The 18,773-nt window shown below is 34.9% G+C and carries 17 protein-coding genes; 14 read left to right on the forward strand and 3 right to left on the reverse strand.

All coding sequences use genetic code 11. The features are described 5' to 3' along the window. Window positions 1-99 precede the first annotated feature (99 nt). Complete coding sequence (locus FTU66_RS09145; protein ID WP_373684822.1) at window positions 100-717, forward strand: START domain-containing protein; 618 nt, start codon at window positions 100-102, stop codon at window positions 715-717. 92 nt (window positions 718-809) lie between these two features. Here FTU66_RS09145 and FTU66_RS09150 read toward each other — a convergent pair whose 3' ends face one another. From FTU66_RS09150 to FTU66_RS09160, 3 genes are all read right to left on the reverse strand, one after another. Then, the gene (locus tag FTU66_RS09150; protein WP_180112708.1) at window positions 810-2,264 is read right to left on the reverse strand and encodes a capsule assembly Wzi family protein; all 1,455 of its coding nucleotides are present in this window, start codon (window positions 2,262-2,264) and stop codon (window positions 810-812) included. Window positions 2,265-2,405: 141 nt separating this feature from the next. After that, window positions 2,406-4,544: a GNVR domain-containing protein gene (locus FTU66_RS09155; protein ID WP_180112709.1), complete on the reverse strand. Its 2,139-nt coding sequence runs from the start codon at window positions 4,542-4,544 to the stop codon at window positions 2,406-2,408. Window positions 4,545-4,743: 199 nt separating this feature from the next. Next, on the reverse strand, window positions 4,744-5,826 hold the full coding sequence (locus FTU66_RS09160; protein ID WP_180112710.1) for a polysaccharide biosynthesis/export family protein: 1,083 nt from the start codon (window positions 5,824-5,826) through the stop codon (window positions 4,744-4,746). A 308-nt stretch (window positions 5,827-6,134) separates the two neighbouring features. Between FTU66_RS09160 and tviB the strand changes: the two genes are divergently transcribed. The 13 genes from tviB (at window position 6,135) to FTU66_RS09225 (ending at window position 18,761) form a co-directional block, all read left to right on the forward strand. Beyond that, window positions 6,135-7,412 carry a Vi polysaccharide biosynthesis UDP-N-acetylglucosamine C-6 dehydrogenase TviB gene (gene tviB / locus FTU66_RS09165; protein WP_180112711.1) on the forward strand — a complete coding sequence of 426 codons (1,278 nt, stop codon included), beginning with the start codon at window positions 6,135-6,137 and terminating at the stop codon, window positions 7,410-7,412. A 12-nt stretch (window positions 7,413-7,424) separates the two neighbouring features. Further along, window positions 7,425-8,483: a dTDP-glucose 4,6-dehydratase gene (gene rfbB, locus FTU66_RS09170; protein WP_180112712.1), complete on the forward strand. Its 1,059-nt coding sequence runs from the start codon at window positions 7,425-7,427 to the stop codon at window positions 8,481-8,483. Further along, the gene (gene rfbA, locus FTU66_RS09175; protein ID WP_180112713.1) at window positions 8,483-9,367 is read left to right on the forward strand and encodes a glucose-1-phosphate thymidylyltransferase RfbA; all 885 of its coding nucleotides are present in this window, start codon (window positions 8,483-8,485) and stop codon (window positions 9,365-9,367) included. The genes rfbB and rfbA overlap by 1 nt, the downstream gene beginning before the upstream one ends. Then, on the forward strand, window positions 9,364-10,218 hold the full coding sequence (locus FTU66_RS09180; protein ID WP_180112714.1) for a WxcM-like domain-containing protein: 855 nt from the start codon (window positions 9,364-9,366) through the stop codon (window positions 10,216-10,218). Before rfbA ends, FTU66_RS09180 begins: the two co-directional genes overlap by 4 nt. Beyond that, the gene (locus FTU66_RS09185) at window positions 10,215-11,330 is read left to right on the forward strand and encodes a DegT/DnrJ/EryC1/StrS aminotransferase family protein (RefSeq protein ID WP_180112715.1); all 1,116 of its coding nucleotides are present in this window, start codon (window positions 10,215-10,217) and stop codon (window positions 11,328-11,330) included. The genes FTU66_RS09180 and FTU66_RS09185 overlap by 4 nt, the downstream gene beginning before the upstream one ends. Window positions 11,331-11,332: 2 nt before the next feature. Beyond that, window positions 11,333-12,589: an O-antigen translocase gene (locus FTU66_RS09190; RefSeq protein ID WP_180112716.1), complete on the forward strand. Its 1,257-nt coding sequence runs from the start codon at window positions 11,333-11,335 to the stop codon at window positions 12,587-12,589. A 1-nt stretch (window position 12,590) separates the two neighbouring features. Next, window positions 12,591-13,544, forward strand: a complete 954-nt coding sequence (locus FTU66_RS09195) for a glycosyltransferase family 2 protein (RefSeq protein ID WP_180112717.1) — start codon at window positions 12,591-12,593, stop codon at window positions 13,542-13,544. Further along, window positions 13,541-14,437: a glycosyltransferase gene (locus FTU66_RS09200; protein ID WP_180112718.1), complete on the forward strand. Its 897-nt coding sequence runs from the start codon at window positions 13,541-13,543 to the stop codon at window positions 14,435-14,437. The genes FTU66_RS09195 and FTU66_RS09200 overlap by 4 nt, the downstream gene beginning before the upstream one ends. Window positions 14,438-14,442: 5 nt before the next feature. Continuing rightward, window positions 14,443-15,237, forward strand: a complete 795-nt coding sequence (locus FTU66_RS09205) for a glycosyltransferase family 32 protein (RefSeq protein WP_180112719.1) — start codon at window positions 14,443-14,445, stop codon at window positions 15,235-15,237. 104 nt (window positions 15,238-15,341) lie between these two features. Next, window positions 15,342-16,403 carry an EpsG family protein gene (locus FTU66_RS09210; RefSeq protein WP_180112720.1) on the forward strand — a complete coding sequence of 354 codons (1,062 nt, stop codon included), beginning with the start codon at window positions 15,342-15,344 and terminating at the stop codon, window positions 16,401-16,403. A gap of 8 nt (window positions 16,404-16,411) precedes the next feature. After that, window positions 16,412-17,206: a glycosyltransferase family A protein gene (locus FTU66_RS09215; protein WP_180112721.1), complete on the forward strand. Its 795-nt coding sequence runs from the start codon at window positions 16,412-16,414 to the stop codon at window positions 17,204-17,206. Window positions 17,207-17,209: 3 nt separating this feature from the next. Next, entirely contained in the window at window positions 17,210-18,004 is a 795-nt protein-coding gene (locus tag FTU66_RS09220; protein WP_180112722.1) for a glycosyltransferase family 2 protein, read from the forward strand. A 133-nt stretch (window positions 18,005-18,137) separates the two neighbouring features. Beyond that, entirely contained in the window at window positions 18,138-18,761 is a 624-nt protein-coding gene (locus FTU66_RS09225) for a sugar transferase (RefSeq protein ID WP_180112735.1), read from the forward strand. Window positions 18,762-18,773 lie beyond the last annotated feature (12 nt).

Raw genomic sequence — 18,773 nt, forward strand, 5'->3', positions numbered from 1 at the left:
AAACTAGGGTCTGATGTCATGGATGATGAAGCATCAGACTCCACACAAAACTAAAATAAGATGCACAAGATAATGAAAAAAATTCTGCCAATTCTTGGCATGATTGCCTGTAGCTGTATCACGCATGCGCAAAGCCTTGAACATGCCAAACTCAGTATTCATAAAAACAATATCAAAGTCTGGACCTATCAACAGCAGTCTAGTCCTGTATTTTTATACAAGGCAGAAACCACCTTTAATGTGCCTTTAGAAAAAGCAGCAGCTTTAATTTTAGATGTCGATCATGCCGTGAAATGGGTGCCTTATGTGGGCAGTGTCAAAGTCTTGTCACGTGATGACCAAAAAGGTGAGTTCTTGCTGTATATGGTGCTGGATTTTCCTTTTCCGCTAAAAGATCGTGATTTAGTGGTTAAAGGCAAAATGAGCAAAGATGCACAGGGGATTATCAGCATTCAAAACACAGCCATTGAAGGCGGCTATCCGCTAAATCCTGACTATGTGCGTATTCGGCAGTATGAGGGCGATTGGACTTTTCAGAAATTGGGCAATCACAAAGTCAAAGTCAGTACCTATGGCTACGCCAACCCTGAAGGCTCGATTCCTTTAAGTTTTGTGAATATGTTTGTGCAGCAGCAACCGTATCAAATGCTGCAAAAAATGAAAATTGAATTAAGCAAAAGCGGTAGTTATAAGGCGTTGCCTGAAATTTTGCGTTAAATAATTGAGTTGCGCTGAATTTTTAATCTTAGAAAAATGGATGAAATCGGTGTCGATCTCATCCACGAAGTATTTCGGTCTAGCGGGTAGATTTAATATGAAAACAGCCCTTTTTCTAAGGGAAATTCAATGCCAATCGATGCACCACCATCATTGCCATGGACATCTGAATCGCTAATCCAGCCATTCAGTTTAAGTGGAATATCTGGACGTAAATAGTGTGTCCAAGTCAAATCCAAAGCTTTTAACTGATCTTTTTCTGGGAAAGCTTTATTGGTTTCGCCTCTCACTGGTCGATTAGCCGCCTGATCAAATTTGGCAAACAACATACGTGCATTCACGCGGTTCATACGATCAAAACGAATATCACCACCGACTGAAATAATTTGTCCATCACCGCCCATGGCATGCGCTAAAGGATAGCCATGTTGATAGAAACCATCAGTGTAGACATGGTGGTTATAGGTAATACCTTGTGCTTTACCGTTAGTACGGGTATCTGCCCATTCGGTATAGAGTTGGAACGGCATATTTTGATAGCTCGATGAATAGTCTACCCCAGCCAAATACATTTTTTTTGAAGGTAAGCCACCAGCTTCATCTTCACCTGCGTATTGTGCATAGATACCGATTGGCACTTGTAGCAATAGCTGTAGGTTTAAGCGTGCATCAAAACCTGCAACTTGGTTAGATTTATCATCATCACTGTTATTAAAGTTATCGTTGCCTTTGATTGCATTCCAAAGTGTGGATAGACTTTCTGAACGATCACCCCCACCCCACTGCATCATACGTGATGCCCCAAGTTCGAAATAAGGTAGCGGTTGTGCAGTGACACGTAAACCAATCAATTTGGCATCGGGTACATCATCATAATCATGCAATTGACCTGCAAAGGCTTGATATTGCCATGGACCAATCCAAGACAGCCATTTGTTGCTGAAAGCTTGTTGTTCAGCACGCTGCATGGTTACGCCGTAAACTGGGCGGCTAGCATCACCACGAATTAAGCTGCCGTCATGTGCAGGCCCCCAGTAGGTTGGGATTTGACCTGCAATCAGCCATTGATTCCAAAGCTTGGCTGCAATATAGGAACCTTCAACATTGACATCTTGATCGTTATCAATTTGTGGGTCTTTTTCTGCATTGACCCGAATTTTAGCATCCCAGTGTTGATTGCCTGCATTGAGTTCCAAGCCTGCCTGATATTGCGCCTTTTGTTGGTCGCCAAAGGCTTGTGGAATATTTTTTTGATCTGTTTCTGCAAAAAACGAGGCTTTGAGCAGTTGGTTATTGGCATTTAAATGTGCCACCACTGCATCGATGACTTTCTGTTGATTGTTGTTGCTGACTTTGGCTTGAGAAAGTGCACGTTGAATTTCATCACCACTCATAGGCCAAGTTGACGTACTAATTTGAATGACGCCTTGCTGATTTAGCCAGTTTAAATCGGTACGTAAGTTTTGGTCATTTAAGACAATGCCTTGGGCAAAGGTGAAGGAGGAGCTTAAACTTAATATAAAAAGGAAACTTCTAAATTTGGACATGTTTTATTCCTAGAACTATTGGCTAAACTATTAGTTTGAATAGTCTATAACTTAATATTTGGTTGAGGGATCGTAAATTAAACTTTCGATCCCTAATTTTTGAGTAGTTAATTAGCAACTTTAATTTAAATACAGCTTCCTCTAAATCAGTGAGTTTTTTGCCATATTTAAAATGATTCCATCAAACTTAAGTCCTGAATTACCAAAGTTTTCCAAAGCAGTTTCGATTTGTTCTAGCGTAGAAGAGTTAAATCTTGTGACTAAAATATTTGTATCAATGTGTTTGGCTAGTATAGAGCCATCTGATGATTCTTGCATTGCTGCATTATCAATTAATACCAAATCATAATCAGTGACCACACTATCTAATAAAGCAGTCATTTTAGGGCTACTGAGTAAAGAAGCAGAAATTCCAGAAAAGTTACCACTATGTATCAAGTCAAGATTGGTTTGTGATGTAGGGCTCACAATCGAATTTAAAATAGTTTCAGAATTGTTTAAATAGTCACTTAAACCTAGGCTTGTTGAAATATTAAAGAATTGCTTTAATTTCCCATCTTTTAAATCACAATCGATTAACAATACTTTTAAATTCATTTGTGCTAAAACAACTGCAATGTTTGCGATTAATGTTGAATTACCTGTGTTTTTGTGTGTACCTATCACTTGTACAATTGGCTTAGCTGCATTTTGTGCGTGATAGTAAAGGGTAGTCGAAATTTGGCGCATTTGTTCCACAACTATTTCTGTTGGTTGGGAAGCTGCTAATAAAGGTGTAAAAGATTTAGAAGCACTATCAAGTTGATTACTATAGATCACCTTTCCTATATTCTTTAAATGATATTGGTTTGCGATAGGTGAAATATTCCGAAGACCAGAATTGAGCATATTTCGTAATAAAGCAATTAAAACACCAATAAAGCCACCCATAAAAATAGAAAGAACTAAAACAATTAATCTTTTAGGTTTAATAGGAGAGGTGGGTTCCATGGCATAATCAATAATATTGACTTTGCCTAACTCGCCTGCTTTAGCTACATTCAAGCTTTGATAAGTGGTTAATAAGCCTGTATATAGCTGATTTTTGACTTCAACATCACGATAATACTGTAAGTATAAACGTTGAATTTCTGGTAACTGTTTTACTTTATTGTTTACTTCATTAATTTTAGTATTAAGAGCATTCAGTTGAGCACTAATAGCCTGCATTGCTGGATGTTCGTTTGTATATTGAGCGCTTAGCTCTGCTTGCTTTTGCTGGAGTTGAACTTTTTGGATTTCTAATTGCATTGTTTGATTAAGATAAAGTTCTGATTCCTCTTTAACATCTACAGTGCCATATTTTTCTCTAAACTGATTGAACTGACGTTCTGAGTTATTTAATTCTGCCTTTAAATCTGGTAGTTGCTTTTCTAAAAAAGCAACTTGCTGATCTTTGTCGATAACACTTCGAGTGATATCTTGTTGTTTGTAAATATTTAAAACTGTATTGAGAATAGTTGGGATGTTTTCTGGATTCTCACCTTGATAGGTGAGCTCGAGTATACTGCTTCCCTTACCCTTTTCACTGACATTAAATTTTTTCAAAATATTAGACATAGCATTCGGTAAAGAACTCTTTTGAATTATGAATTCTTGTTCAGATGTTAAGTTGCCAGAAATATGAATACTCCAAGTACCATCTACTAGCGGTTGACCTACTATTCCTTTCTTTAAAATCTGCTCTGTTTTATTATCAAAAATTGTATAAGTATTGTTTTTGAAAGCAAGTAGCAACTCTTTATTTTCATAAAATTTAGGTATTTTAAACTCAGATATACTTAAATTTTGATTTTTATTTTTTAAAGAAATAGATAAACCTTGAGTTGTATATGATTTAATAAAATCATCATTAGATAGAATTTTTTGAAGCGTATTTATTTTAGGAGAGAAATGTATATCTAAATGTAAATCTTGAATGGCTTTTCCAAAAATAGCACGAGACTTTAATAACTCAGTTTCACTTTGTATAGAAGAACCGCCAACTCCACCTAAGCCTGCAAAACTTGCCATTGCAGCCATTTCCGAGCTTAATCCAGCTAAAGGGCTTGATTTGTTTGATTTAACCTCTATTAATGCGTCAGTTTGATAAATAGGTGTTGTGCTCGTTAAATATAAAAAAGCGCTGACTAAAGCAATAAGAATGCAAAGAATAATAGTTTTCCACTGCTCTATAAGTGAAAAAAATAATTCCTTTAAATCAATCGTATCTTCGTTATCTAAAGAAGTATTTGGGTTCATAATTATTCATTCGAAATAAGTAAAAATGGTTAAAGACAATTAATCTTGAGTAAAACTCTAGTTTATTGGCTTATAGATCTCACTAGGTCAACTTTAATAGAAAATAGAATGTTGTTAATTAATCTAGTTAGAAGAATTTCATAACTAAGATTCGTAAATAACATCATATAAATTAGAAGACTAAGATCATAAGAGATCTCTACTGTCCCATATTTTCAAAGGTATAAAGGGCATTTGAAAAAGGTACAATCTGATTAATAATACGTTGCCAGCGAACTAAACCTGTCGCATCAACATAGATGATATCATTGCTGCGCATTTTAAATTGATTAGCTAAGCCGAAGTCAGCAATACTGGTCAAGTTAAGATTATAAATTTCAGAAAGTTGATCATTTGGTTGATAACGCACAACATAAATTTTGCTACGACTGGCAGTGAAGGGGTTAATACCAAGACTTTCACCCAAAACATCACCTAAACTCATACCTTCTGAACGTATGGGTAAAGCGTGGTTTTTTCCAGCTTCACCCATAACATAAACTTTTTGGCTTTCTTTGGCATTGACATAAATGGTATCGTTTGCCTGAATCAGAAGATTATGTAACGAATACCCTGCACGCTCTAACTCAATGCTATTCAGTGTATAGCTTCGTCCTTGACGAATAAGGGTAATAGCAGCATTGTCCCCCTGTGCAGCATTAATGCCTCCCGCATTACCCAATGCAGCGTATATACTGATGGGTTGATCTGACAGATGATACACCCCACCCTTTTCAATATTCCCTTGCACGGAGTAACGCTGCCCTTGGTAAGACAAGACCCGCACAATCACATCTGGGTTTTTTAAATAACGTGCGAATAGCCTACGTAACTCTTGATTGACTTGGTTTAAAGATTTCCCAACTACTTGGTAGCGTCCAATAATTGGGAGTTGAATATAACCCTGAGAGTCAATTTGATAGCCGTTGTTCGTGTCAGAATTACTGCCAGAGAGTTCAGGATACGCCCATAAATAAATAGATAAAATATCGCCTGAACTTAAGCGGTACTGGCGTTGTGTTGTATTGAACAGATGAGCATATTCTTGTTGAATATTATGCACCGCAGGTTGTGAGGCATATATGCTGTCTTGAGTCAAAGGAATAACATTAACTTTTGTACCTAAGTCGGTAGTGAATACACCTTGCTGCGCTAAGTCATAAGTTTGTAAGCCAGAGGTGAATGCACAACCAGTGGTGGCAATACCACATGCCAATAAAACAGTCAGTTGAATGTGTCGCACGCGAAATCCTGTTATTAATATTTAAAAATTTAAAATAAATTAATACTATTTTACTGAACTTATAAAATAGGTACATAGCTATTTATGATAAATTTTCATATCTAGTTAAATTTCCTGAGAAAGACAATACATAAAAAGTATGATACCTATTTGATAAAGTGCATGCCTAGAAAAAATTAAATTACATTATGCTATTTTTCATGTGGTTTAAGCACAAAACACAATAGTAATTTTGTGAATTTCTGCTAGTATTCCTGCCGAAAGATTTGTTCTTCATAAAACACAGATATAAATTTAAAGGCGCTCAAATGCTACAGCTTTCAGACCTAAAAATTGCCATTATTGGTTTAGGCTATGTCGGGTTACCCCTAGCGGTTGAATTTGGCAAGCAGTTGACTGTGGTGGGTTTTGATATTCAGCAAAAACGCATACAAGAATTAAAAAGCGGACAAGATCATACCTTAGAAGTGTCGTCAGAAGAACTTAAACAAGCGACGCAATTGACTTATTCTGCTAATTTAGATGACCTACGCAGCTGTAATTTTTTTATTGTGACTGTCCCAACCCCAATTGATGAGTTTAAACAACCCGATTTAACTCCGCTCATTAAAGCCTCAACTAGTATTGGAAAAGTACTTAAAAAAGGCGATGTGGTGGTGTATGAGTCTACGGTATATCCAGGTGCTACCGAAGAAGCCTGTATTCCAGTTTTGGAACAAGTGTCTGGATTAAAATTCAATCAAGATTTTTTTGCAGGCTATAGCCCAGAACGGATTAACCCAGGCGATAAGCTGCATCGTGTGACCAATATTTTAAAAGTGACTTCGGGTTCTACTTCAGAAGTTGCAGACTTTGTTGATGAAGTCTATCAACTGATTGTGACTGCAGGTACACATAAAGCACCGAGTATAAAAGTGGCTGAAGCAGCGAAGGTCATTGAAAATACCCAACGTGATGTGAACATTGCTTTAATTAATGAATTAGCCGTGATCTTTAATAAGTTGGGTATTGATACTGAAGCGGTTTTACAGGCTGCGGGAACCAAGTGGAATTTTTTACCTTTCCGTCCAGGTTTAGTTGGTGGGCACTGTATTGGGGTAGACCCGTATTATTTAACCCATAAAGCCCAATCTTTAGGCTTGCATCCAGAAATTATTTTAGCGGCACGCCGTTTAAATGACCGTATGGGTGAATATGTTGCAACACAATTGATTAAAGAGATGGTGAAGCAGCGTATACAAGTGGTCGGTTCAAAAATTTTAGTGATGGGCCTGAGTTTTAAAGAAAACTGTCCTGATATTCGCAATACTAAAATTGTAGATATGGTCAAAGCTTTAAAAGAATATGATTTAGATTTAGATATTTATGACCCGTGGGTGGATCCGTTAGAGGCTGCAAAGGAATATGGTATAGACCCTGTTTCTAGTTTGGCGAACGCTAAATATGATGCCATTGTTTTAGCAGTTGCGCATGATCAATTTAAGCAGATGTCTATAGATGAATTTAAAGCAGTGGCAAAAGAAAAATATGTTTTATACGATTTAAAATATATTTTAAATCATACAGATGTAGATATTCGCTTATAATAAAAGGAAATTATGAAAATTTTAGTGACTGGCGGTGCGGGATTTATTGGTTCAGCTGTCATCCGCCATATTATTCAAAATACCAACAACCAAGTTCTAAATATCGATAAACTGACTTATGCGGGCAATTTAGAATCGTTAAAAGAAATTGATCAACACTCGAACTATGAGTTCAAACAAATTGATATTTGTGATACAGAACAAATTACAGCTGCAATAGATGCATTTCAACCTCATGCAATTATGCATTTAGCTGCAGAGTCGCATGTAGACCGCTCAATTGATGGTCCTGCAGCATTTATTCAAACTAATATTGTGGGAACTTATACTTTATTGGAAGCTGCTCGAAAGTATTGGATGGGGCTTAATGCTGAAGCGCAACAAAACTTTCGTTTTCATCATATTTCAACTGATGAAGTTTATGGTGACTTAGAAGGCACGACAGATTTATTTACTGAAACGACTTCATATGCGCCAAGCTCTCCATATTCTGCCTCTAAAGCCAGTTCGGATCATTTAGTCCGTGCTTGGCACAGAACTTATGGTTTGCCTGTAATTGTGACCAATTGCTCGAATAATTACGGTCCATATCACTTCCCTGAAAAGTTGATTCCCTTGGTGATTCTAAATGCACTGGATGCTAAACCTTTACCTGTATATGGGAATGGTCAGCAGATTCGTGATTGGTTATTCGTAGAAGATCATGCACGTGCTTTATATAAAGTGGTGACCGAAGGTGTAGTGGGTGAAACCTATAATATTGGTGGTCATAATGAAAAGCAGAATATAGAAGTGGTTAAAACCATTTGTAAAATTTTGGATGAGTTAAAACCACAAGCCAACGGTCAAACTTATGAATCACTGATTACGTTTGTAAAAGACCGCCCTGGGCATGACTTACGCTATGCGATTGATGCTACAAAAATTCAAAATGAATTAGGTTGGACACCTGCAGAAACTTTTGAAACTGGAATTCGTAAAACGGTAGAGTGGTATTTAGATAACTTAGACTGGTGTCATCGAGTGCAAGATGGTAGTTACCAACGCGAAAGATTAGGTGTAAATTCATAATGTCAAATACAACAAAAGGTATTATTTTAGCTGGCGGTTCAGGTACACGTTTATATCCCATTACTAAGGGTGTATCTAAGCAGTTATTGCCTATTTATGACAAACCAATGGTGTATTACCCGCTTTCAGTGCTGATGCTTGCTGGTATTCGTGAAGTACTCATTATTAGTACTCCTGAAGATATAGATGGTTTTAAACGTTTATTGGGTGATGGTGCTCAATTTGGAATTCAGCTTGAATATGCCGTCCAACCTAGCCCAGACGGCTTGGCACAGGCTTTTATTATTGGTGAAAGCTTTATTGAGGATAGTAATGTTTGCTTAGTGCTTGGCGACAATATTTTTTATGGTCAAGGTTTTACCCCAATGCTACGTCAAGCCGTCGCCCGTCAAAAAGGTGCAACGGTATTTGGCTATCAGGTGAAAGACCCTGAGCGTTTTGGTGTAGTTGAGTTTGACGAACAAAAGCGCGCAATTTCTTTAGAAGAAAAACCTAAACAACCTAAATCTCACTTTGCAGTCACTGGTCTGTATTTTTATGACAATGATGTGATTCAAATTGCGAAACAAGTGAAGCCTTCCGAGCGTGGAGAGTTAGAGATTACTACCGTTAACCAGATGTATTTAGAACGTGGTGATTTAAATGTAGAGTTACTTGGACGTGGTTTTGCATGGTTGGATACAGGGACACATTCAAGTTTATTGGAAGCAGCGCAATTTGTAGAAACCATTGAAAAGCGTCAAGGTTATAAAGTGGCTTGTCTAGAAGAAATTGCTTTGAATAATAGTTGGTTGCGTAAAGAACAAGTTTTAGAAATTGGTCAGAGCATGAGTAAAAATGACTATGGTCAATATCTAATTTCATTGGTGAATGAATTAAAATGAGTTTAATAAAACTAATTGATTTGCCGAGTTTGGGAGATCAAAGAGGAGGGTTGGTTGCAATAGAGTCTAATCAATCTATTCCTTTTGAGATTAGGCGTTTGTATTATATTTTTGATACAACCGATCAGTCTCGTGGCTATCATGCACATATCGATTTAAAGCAAGTTGCGGTATGTGTCAAAGGGAGTTGTCGTTTTATTTTGGACAATGGTCATGCTAGGGAAGAGGTGACTCTTAACTCACCAACACAAGGCTTGTATATTGAAGCTTTGACTTGGCGAGAAATGCATGACTTTTCAGAAGATTGTGTATTACTGGTATTGGCAAGTGAGCATTATGATGAAAACGATTACATTCGTGATTATCAAGATTTTCTAAAAGAAGCACATAAGCCGTTTATTCATCCTTTGGCAGATGTGAAATCCCCAAAAATTGGTCAGAAAACCAAAATTTGGCAATTTAGTGTCGTTTTACAGAATGCAATGATTGGTGAGAATTGTAATATTTGTGCACATACCCTCATTGAAAATGATGTCGTCATTGGCAACAATGTCACCATAAAATCAGGTGTCTATGTATGGGATGGAATCACGTTAGAAGATAATGTTTTTATTGGCCCATGTGTTGCATTTACCAATGATAAAAAACCAAGATCGAAACAATATCCTGACTCTTTCGCTAAAACAGTAATTTCGGAAGGTGCAAGTATCGGTGCAAATGCGACTATATTGCCCGGAATAAAAATTGGTAAAAATGCATTAGTAGGTGCTGGTGCTGTTGTGACTAAAGATGTGCCAGAAAATGCAATAGTCATTGGTAATCCAGCATTTATTAAAGGTTATATAGAATGATCCCTTTTCTTGATTTAAAAAATATTAATCAGCAATATCGTAATGAGTTAATAGAAGCATGCAGTCGTGTTATTGATTCAGGTTGGTATATTGGTGGTAAAGAGCTAGAAAGTTTTGAAAAGAACTTTGCTGATTATTGTGGTACACAGTTTGCAATTGGTGTTGCAAATGGTTTAGATGCACTTATTTTGACGTTACGTGCTTGGAAAGAGTTAGGTAAACTTAAAGATGGAGATGAAGTTATTGTTCCATCGAATACGTATATTGCTAGCATTCTTGCCATTACAGCAAACAACTTGACGCCAGTTTTAGTTGAGCCAAATATTTCTACCTACAATATTGATCCTATAAAAATCAAAGAAGCAATAACGGCTAAAACCAAAGTGATTTTACCTGTCCATTTATATGGTCAACTTGCAGACATGCCAAAAATTATGCAAATTGCCAAACAATACAATTTGTTAGTTTTAGAAGACTCAGCGCAAAGTCATGGTGCGCAACTACAAGGGAAAAAAGCAGGAAACTGGGGAGATGCTTCAGGTTTTAGCTTCTATCCGGGAAAAAACCTAGGAGCACTAGGAGATGCGGGAGCGATTACGACGAATGATGCTGAATTGGCACAAACGTTAAAGGCTTTGCGTAATTACGGATCACACGAGAAATATAAGAATTTATTCGTGGGTGTGAATAGTCGATTAGATGAAATCCAAGCAGCAATGCTCGATGTCAAATTAAAACATTTAGATGCAGAAGTGAAACATCGTCGTACAATTGCAAAAATGTATCTTGAGGGGATTAAAAACCCTGAATTGAGCTTGCCTTTGTCTGATATAGATGTGTCTCAATATGACCAACATGTTTGGCATTTATTTGTCGTTCGTTCAAGAAATCGAGAAGCATTACAGCAATATTTAGCAGAAAATGGCGTACAAACGTTAATCCATTACCCAGTTCCTCCACACAAGCAACAGGCCTATAAAGAATGGAATAATTTGAGTTATCCAATTTCGGAGAAGATTCATAATGAGGTAATGAGCTTACCTATGGGACCAACTCTGAGCTTGGATGATGTAAAAAAAGTAATTCAGCTTTGCAATAGTTTTAAAGTCTAAAAATGAATTTGCTTAAGACCAGTGTACTAAATGGAGTGGCTGTTTTAATCAAAACAGCCACTATGTTTTTATTGAATAAAATACTCGCAGTATACGTCGGGCCTGCTGGTTATGCTGCTATTGGTCAATTCCAAAACTTTATTCAAGTGATCACGACTTTTGCTGGGAGTGCGGTGAATACAGCAGTGGTCAAGTACACAGCTGAATATCATGAAGAAAAAACGAAGCAAATAGAAGTTTGGCGAACCTCCGGGACTTTAATCCTAATTTTTAGTACAGTTTCAGCGCTATTGATTTTGATTTTTAAAAATCAGATAGCCATTTATATTTTTCATTCTAATGAATACTCTAAAGTATTAGTTTGGTTTGCAATTTTTCTAGTATTTTTTACGTTCAACTCTTTCTTTTTGGCAATTCTGAATGGCGTAAAAGAAGTAAAAAAGATGGTGGTAGCTAATATTGCTGGGAGTATCTTTTCACTTATTATCACAAGCCTCCTAGCGGTTTATTATCAGTTATATGGTGCATTGATCGCACTGTCAATTTATCAATCACTCGCTTTTTTAGTAACGATGTTTTTATGCTCTAAGTTAGAGTGGTTTAATCTAAAAAGTTTTTTTGGGAAAGTCGAGAAGAACATAGCTAAGAAGTTAGCAGCATTTGCATTAATGGCTTTTGTAAGTGTTTTTTTTGGCAATATTGCACAAATATTGCTTAGAAACATGGTTATTGAGCATTTTGGTTTAGTTTATGCAGGGTATTGGGATGCAATGACAAGATTAAGTAATGGTTACTTGTTATTTGCATCTACGATCCTCGGTGTGTATTACCTACCTAGACTGTCTGAACTAAAAAAATATGAAGAGGTTAAAAAGGAAGTGTTTTTAGGTTATCAGGTTATTTTACCTGTTGCGATTATATCGTCTATTCTCATTTATATTTTTAAAGAAATAGTTGTTAAGCTTTTGTTTACAGATGAATTTATGCCAATGCTTGAATTGTTAACATGGCAGTTAGTTGGTGATGTGACTAAAATTGCAAGTTGGATTATTAGCTTTATGATGTTAAGTAAAGCGATGACGGGGTTGTTTGTTATTACAGAAACAGTGTTTGCTCTAAGTATACTTCCAATAACTTACTTATCGATTTTATATTTTGGCTTTGAAGGTATTGCAATTGCATTTTTTATAAATTGTTTGATGTACTGGGTAGTATGCGGTTTATTTTCAAACATTAAACTTAAGAGTATGGAGTATTAATGTGAATCAATTATGTTCTATCATTATTCCTGTGTATAATGAAGAGAAAAATATTGAGAAATGTTTTGAGGTTATTCAAAGTCAAACTTATAAAGCTATAGAGGCTATTTTTGTAAATGATGGTTCTACGGATAACTCTGAGAATATAATTATTCATATTGCCGCTAAATATCCAGATCTAAAAATTAAACTAATAAATCAGGAAAATCAGGGGGCTGCTAGCGCTAGAAAGAACGGTGTGATGCACGCATCAGGAAATTTTATTGCAATACTGGATTGTGATGATGAGCTTTCTAAAGATGCTATCAACGAAGCCATGACTAATTTCAATACAGAAGTGGACATAGTTCTTTTCAACTTGAAGTATAAAAGTGAAATTAATGGAGAGGTAGTTCTAAATGATTTTATTTATTATACGAGTAAATCATTTTTTTGTGGTCGCGATGCACTAAAGAACTCCTTGGAAAGGTGGGGCGTACATGGGTTAGGAATATATCGAAAAGATATTTTAATGTGTGCATATATAGATTATGAAGAAAAGAATACCAAAAACTATATAAATAATGATGAAGTGATAACACGTTTAGCATTCTATTATTCGCGTCTCATAAAAGTTTCAGATGGTATATATTTTTATAATAATAATCTACAGTCTACCACTAAGAGAATTAATGAAGAATTATATAAGAAAATTTTTAACTCAATTATTCTTTACGAAATACTTGTATCAAAATATAAAATTGAGGTAAGTCCTGCACTTATTCTTGTATATGCATGGGAGTCTGGAAAATTTTTATTTTTTAATCGTAATTCAATAAATAATATCCAAAATTGGAAATCTGCAATTAGTGATGCAACTAAATATATTTGGAAAAATAGTTTGTTTAGTGGTTTGAGTTTAAAAAGTAAAATTAAGTTTCTAATATTGATGATAATGAAGGATTTTATTCTATGATTAGTTTTCCGTTAGTTTCTGTTGTTATTCCTTGTTATAATCATGAATGCTTTGTACAAGATAGTATTCAAAGTATAATCGATCAAACTTACCGAAATATCGAGTTGATTATTATTGATGATGGTTCAAAAGATGGCTCGGTAGAAAAGATAAAAGAAATGATTCCTGCTTGCCAAGAAAGGTTTATTCGGTTTGAATTTCGATGTAGACCGAATAAAGGTTTAAGCGCAACTTTAAATGAGGCTTTAGAATGGTGCGAAGGGAAGTATTTCTCTGCTTTAGCATCTGACGATATAGTTTTAAAAAACAAAATTGATATACAAACTAAGTATATGGAAGAAAATCCAAAAACTACGGCAGTTTTTGGAAGCGCGAATTATATTGATGAAAATAATAATATTAAAATATTGGCAAAATTAAAACAGCAGGAGTATTTTTTTGATAAAATATTTTTGAACGAATGTCAGTTCTACGCACCGACACAATTAATACGAAGATCTGTTCTAGATGAGGTTGGCGGGTATGATCCTGATATACAAGTTGAAGACTGGTATATGTGGTTGAAAATGGCAGAGAAAGGGACTGTGTATTGCCTATCAGATACGTTTGCAAACTACAGGATACACTCAAGTAATACCACTAAAAACTCAAAGTTTATTTATGAAAACAATATGAAAACCTTAAGTTTTTATAAAGATCATAGTTTATATGATAAAGCATATAGTAAGCTAAGATGGACTTATATAATTTGGACAGGGCAGCAAAATAAAGCTTTATCCTTAAAGCTTTTGTTAGAATACATAATGGAAAACCCTCTAGTAATTTTTAAGAGAGAGTTCTTAGTCTACGGGAAATATTTTTTTGTTAAAATTAAAAATTGGTATACAGAATAGAAACTATGATCCCTAAAAAAATACATTACTGTTGGTTTAGTGGTAATCCTTTGCCTGCTATCGCTACAAAATGCATGGAAAGTTGGCAAAGATTTTGTCCTAACTATGAAATTATCCGTTGGGATGAAACTAATTGTGATATAACAGTTAATCAGTTTGTACAGCAAGCCTATGAAGCGAAAAAATGGGCGTTTGTTTCGGATTACTTTCGTTTGAAAATAGTGGAAGAGCATGGTGGTATTTATTTAGATATAGATGTAGAACTATTGAAACCACTTGATGATTTGCTTATTTTAAACGGGTTTATGGGTTTTGAATTAGGAGGTGTAAACTTAATCGCAACAGGACTTGGCTTTGGGGCTACTCCTTTTCATCCTTTAGTGACAGCACTACGCGAAAATTATGAAAACTCACCATTTATTAAGCCAAATGGCGAATTTGATACCTTACCTTGTCCGCAACGTGATACTAAAGTACTAGTCGAGTACGGTTTACAACAAAATAACCAGAAGCAGATTGTTGCGGATATGACTTTTTTCCCTAGTGACTATTTTTCGCCTATAGGATTTTATGGGGAGAAAAATTTTTCTCATAACACTTATTCTATACATCATTTTAATGCTTCGTGGTTTACTGATAGGCAGCGGATAGCTACAGATAGAGTTAAAAAATTACGAGATATTTTTGGAGTGACTTTAGGAAATAAGATAAATTTATTATTTTTGGGATGGGAAGAGTTGAAATATAACGGAGTAAAAGCTTTAATTATAAAATTAATAAAATTTTTTGAGTTGAAATGAACATGCTCTTTGTTTTTAAACTTTTTTTGCTATTAAATTTGAGTTACATTACTTGCAGATCATTTAATGTATTAAACTTAAATTTATTATGGAAATTTTGATAAATGTTTCCATATATACTCTTATCTACTTTTTCTGGGTTTGGCTCAGTCTTATATCAGCGTAAATATGATTTACTCATAAGTGATTTTATTTTTTTTATATTGTTAATTTTAGTTTGTTTCAGAGGAGGCGGGTTCGGCTTAGCAGATTATGATAATTATAAGGACTTTTATGATCTAGTCGTATCATGGCAAGATGTATTATTAGAAAGCGTGCCTGCAGAAATCGGGTTTAGATTCTTTTCTTTTTTAGGCAATAGTTTAGGGTTTTCTTCACAGTTCATCATAATGGTCATGGGAGTGTTTAGTACACTGCCTGTTTACTATTTTATTAGAAAATATGCCTGTTATAAAATATTAGCTATATTCTTTTGGTTACCGTATTTCTATACCTTTAATATGCAAACTAGCCGAACTTCGGTAGCAGTAGCTTTTGGTTTGATATTCATATTTTCTTTTTTTAAAAAGAAGTATGTATGGAGTATTTTTGCATTATTAATGGCTGTTTCTTTTCATACAGCAGCATTGATTTTGATACTTGTATTCTTAACTCTTTTTCAAGTTAATGTGCTTTTTTATTTCGCTTTATCAACATTTTTATTTTTAATTGTAATTTCTCCTGTAGATTTAGCTATTTTTGTTTTAGATAAAATTGGAAAAAGTGATTTAAGTAACGCAATAATCCTGTATAGAGGTGGTGAGTTTGGTTATCCTTTAGCTTTATATGATCCGAGAATTATCGTAAGCTTATGTGTTTCCTATTTTGGGCTAAAAATAAAAAATACACTAAGTAGCTTTGAACTTTATTATCTTAAATTATTTATAATTGGTTCATTTCTATTAATTGCTTTTAGTGATGTTGTTATTTTGGCTTGGAGGCTTAGTTACTTTTTCTTAATCTGTGGGGTTGTAATAATACCAGCTATAGCAAGATATTATAATTTGAAGGTATTTTATGCATTGAAAGCTAAATTAATTTTTAGTTTGTTTGTTGTTTTCAGTTATGGACTTTATCAAGGATGGCTTATTTATAATGCCGAGCCATTTAAGTTTTATTTTATGTAGGAATTATTATGACCTTTGAGCTTCTTATATCAACTATGCATAAAAATGTAGTACAAGTCTTAGATATGATAAAAATGTCAAATATATCTTGTGATGTACTTGTTGTTGTGCAAGGCAATATTAATGATTATAGGGAGGTTACAAAAGGCAATCAAAATATTAAAATTTTTTTTTCCAAAGAAAGAGGGTTAAGCAAAAGTCGTAATATGGCTTTACGAAATAGTAAGGCTGATATTGTGTTACTAGCTGATGATGACTTATATTATTATGATGGTTTTGATGAAATAATATTAGATGCATTTCAAAAAAATGATCAATTTGAGTTTATTATTTTTAATGTGGATAATTATGAAAAATCATACCCTAGAGAAGAAAAAAGATTTTTCTTTCTTAATGTGTTGGGTGTCTCATCTTGGCAGATTGCCTTTAAGAGAGGGGATGTGGTTAATAAAAACATTTTTTTTAATGAAAACTTTGGTACAGGTAGTGGAATGTATATGTCTGGCGAGGAGAATATATTTCTTGCCAAATGTTACAGTTATTTTAAGATGATTTATCTTCCAACTAAGATCTTAAAAAGAAATGAGTCCAAATCTACTTGGTTTACGGGCTACGATGACAAGTTTTTATTTGATCGCGGTGCTGTATTTTATGCAATTTCACCCAAGATATCATATTTTCTAATATTTCAGTTCGTTGTTAGGCGTAAACACTTATTTCCAAACTATACATATTTTAGAATGTTAAATAATATGTTCTCTGGATTGAAACACTGTAGAGATAAAAATCATCATATGGGCTAGTTTATGCACATTATAAATTATACTGACGTCAGTATTATCACACCTATTTTTAATAGTGCTGAGTTTTTAGAACAAACGATCCAATCTGTAATTTCTCAAACATATCAAAACTGGGAAATGATAATGGTTGATGACTGCTCGCAAGATGACTCTTTAGCCATTGCTTTACGTTATGCTATATTAGACAAGCGTATAAAAGTAATAAAACTTGAAGAAAACTCAGGCGCAGCTGTTGCACGCAATACGGCTATAGGAGAAGCCAACGGGCGTTATATTGCTTTTTTAGACAGTGATGATTTATGGTTGTCGAAAAAACTCGAACTACAAATTAAATTTATGTTGAGTAAGGATATAGCTTTTTCTTATACAGCTTATGAAAAAATGAATGAAAATGGTGAAGTTTTTGAGTTGATGGGCATACCAGAACAGATTAATTATACACAGTTATTAAAGACCTGCGTGATTGGATGTTTAACAGTCGTATATGATGTAGATAGATTAGGAAAAATCTATATGCCTATCAATACTAAGCGAGAAGATTTTGCGACTTGGCTTCATATTCTAAAAAAAGTCGATTACGCTTACGGATTAACACAACCTTTAGCAAAATATCGTGTTTATTCAAATCAAACCTCTGGTAAAAAAGTAAATATGGCAAAAGAGAATTGGCGACTCTATAGAGACTTGGAGAAGTTAAGTTTACTACAAGCAGTATATTATTTTACTCATTATGCTATTAGAGGTATTTTGAGGACGAAATATCCTAAGGTTGCACGTATTTTAGGTGTTTTAGACTAAACTCATCGATTGATCTTAGGTGCGTATTGTTTATGCTGTAGAAAAAAGAATCCTTCTTCCATTTTTTTGGGAAAGATTTATAATATGTGGCTTCGAACCAAGGTTTAATTGCTCCAAGGTATATTTTAGAAGAATGAAAAGGCTTGTTGATATCGTTGTTGCTTCAGTTGCATTATTATTACTATCGCCTGTTTTTCTGGTAGTCGCATATAAGGTGAGGAAAAATTTAGGTTCGCCTATTTTTTTCTATCAAGAGCGACCAGGTAAAGATGGCAAGCTATTTAAAATGATGAAGTTCCGCTCTATGAAGGATGCAAATGATGCTCAAGGCAATCCTTTGCCAGATGAGCAACGTATCACGCCATTTGGACAAAAATTACGTGCCACAAGTTTGGATGAAATGCCACAACTCATCAATGTCTTAAAAGGGGATATGAGTGTGGTGGGTCCACGCCCAATGTTAAAAGAATTTGTTGAACTGTATTCTCCCGAGCAAGCACGTCGTCTAGAGGTAAAGCCAGGTATGACTGGACTGGCGCAAGTGAGTGGGCGTAATGAGCTAGATTACGAGCAGCGTTTTGAGTGCGATGTATGGTATGTCGATCATCATAATATTTGGGTGGACTTCAAAATTATGCTTAAAACAGTCAGCGTTATGCTTAAGCGAGAAGGTATTAATGCACCTGGGCATGTTGGTCCTTCCTTGTTTACAGGAAATAATCCTACCGATGAAAAGAAAGCAAACATAACTCAATAATATGTTAGTAGA

The organism is Acinetobacter sp. YH12131 (assembly GCF_013418635.1).
GTDB classification, from domain to species: domain Bacteria; phylum Pseudomonadota; class Gammaproteobacteria; order Pseudomonadales; family Moraxellaceae; genus Acinetobacter; species Acinetobacter towneri.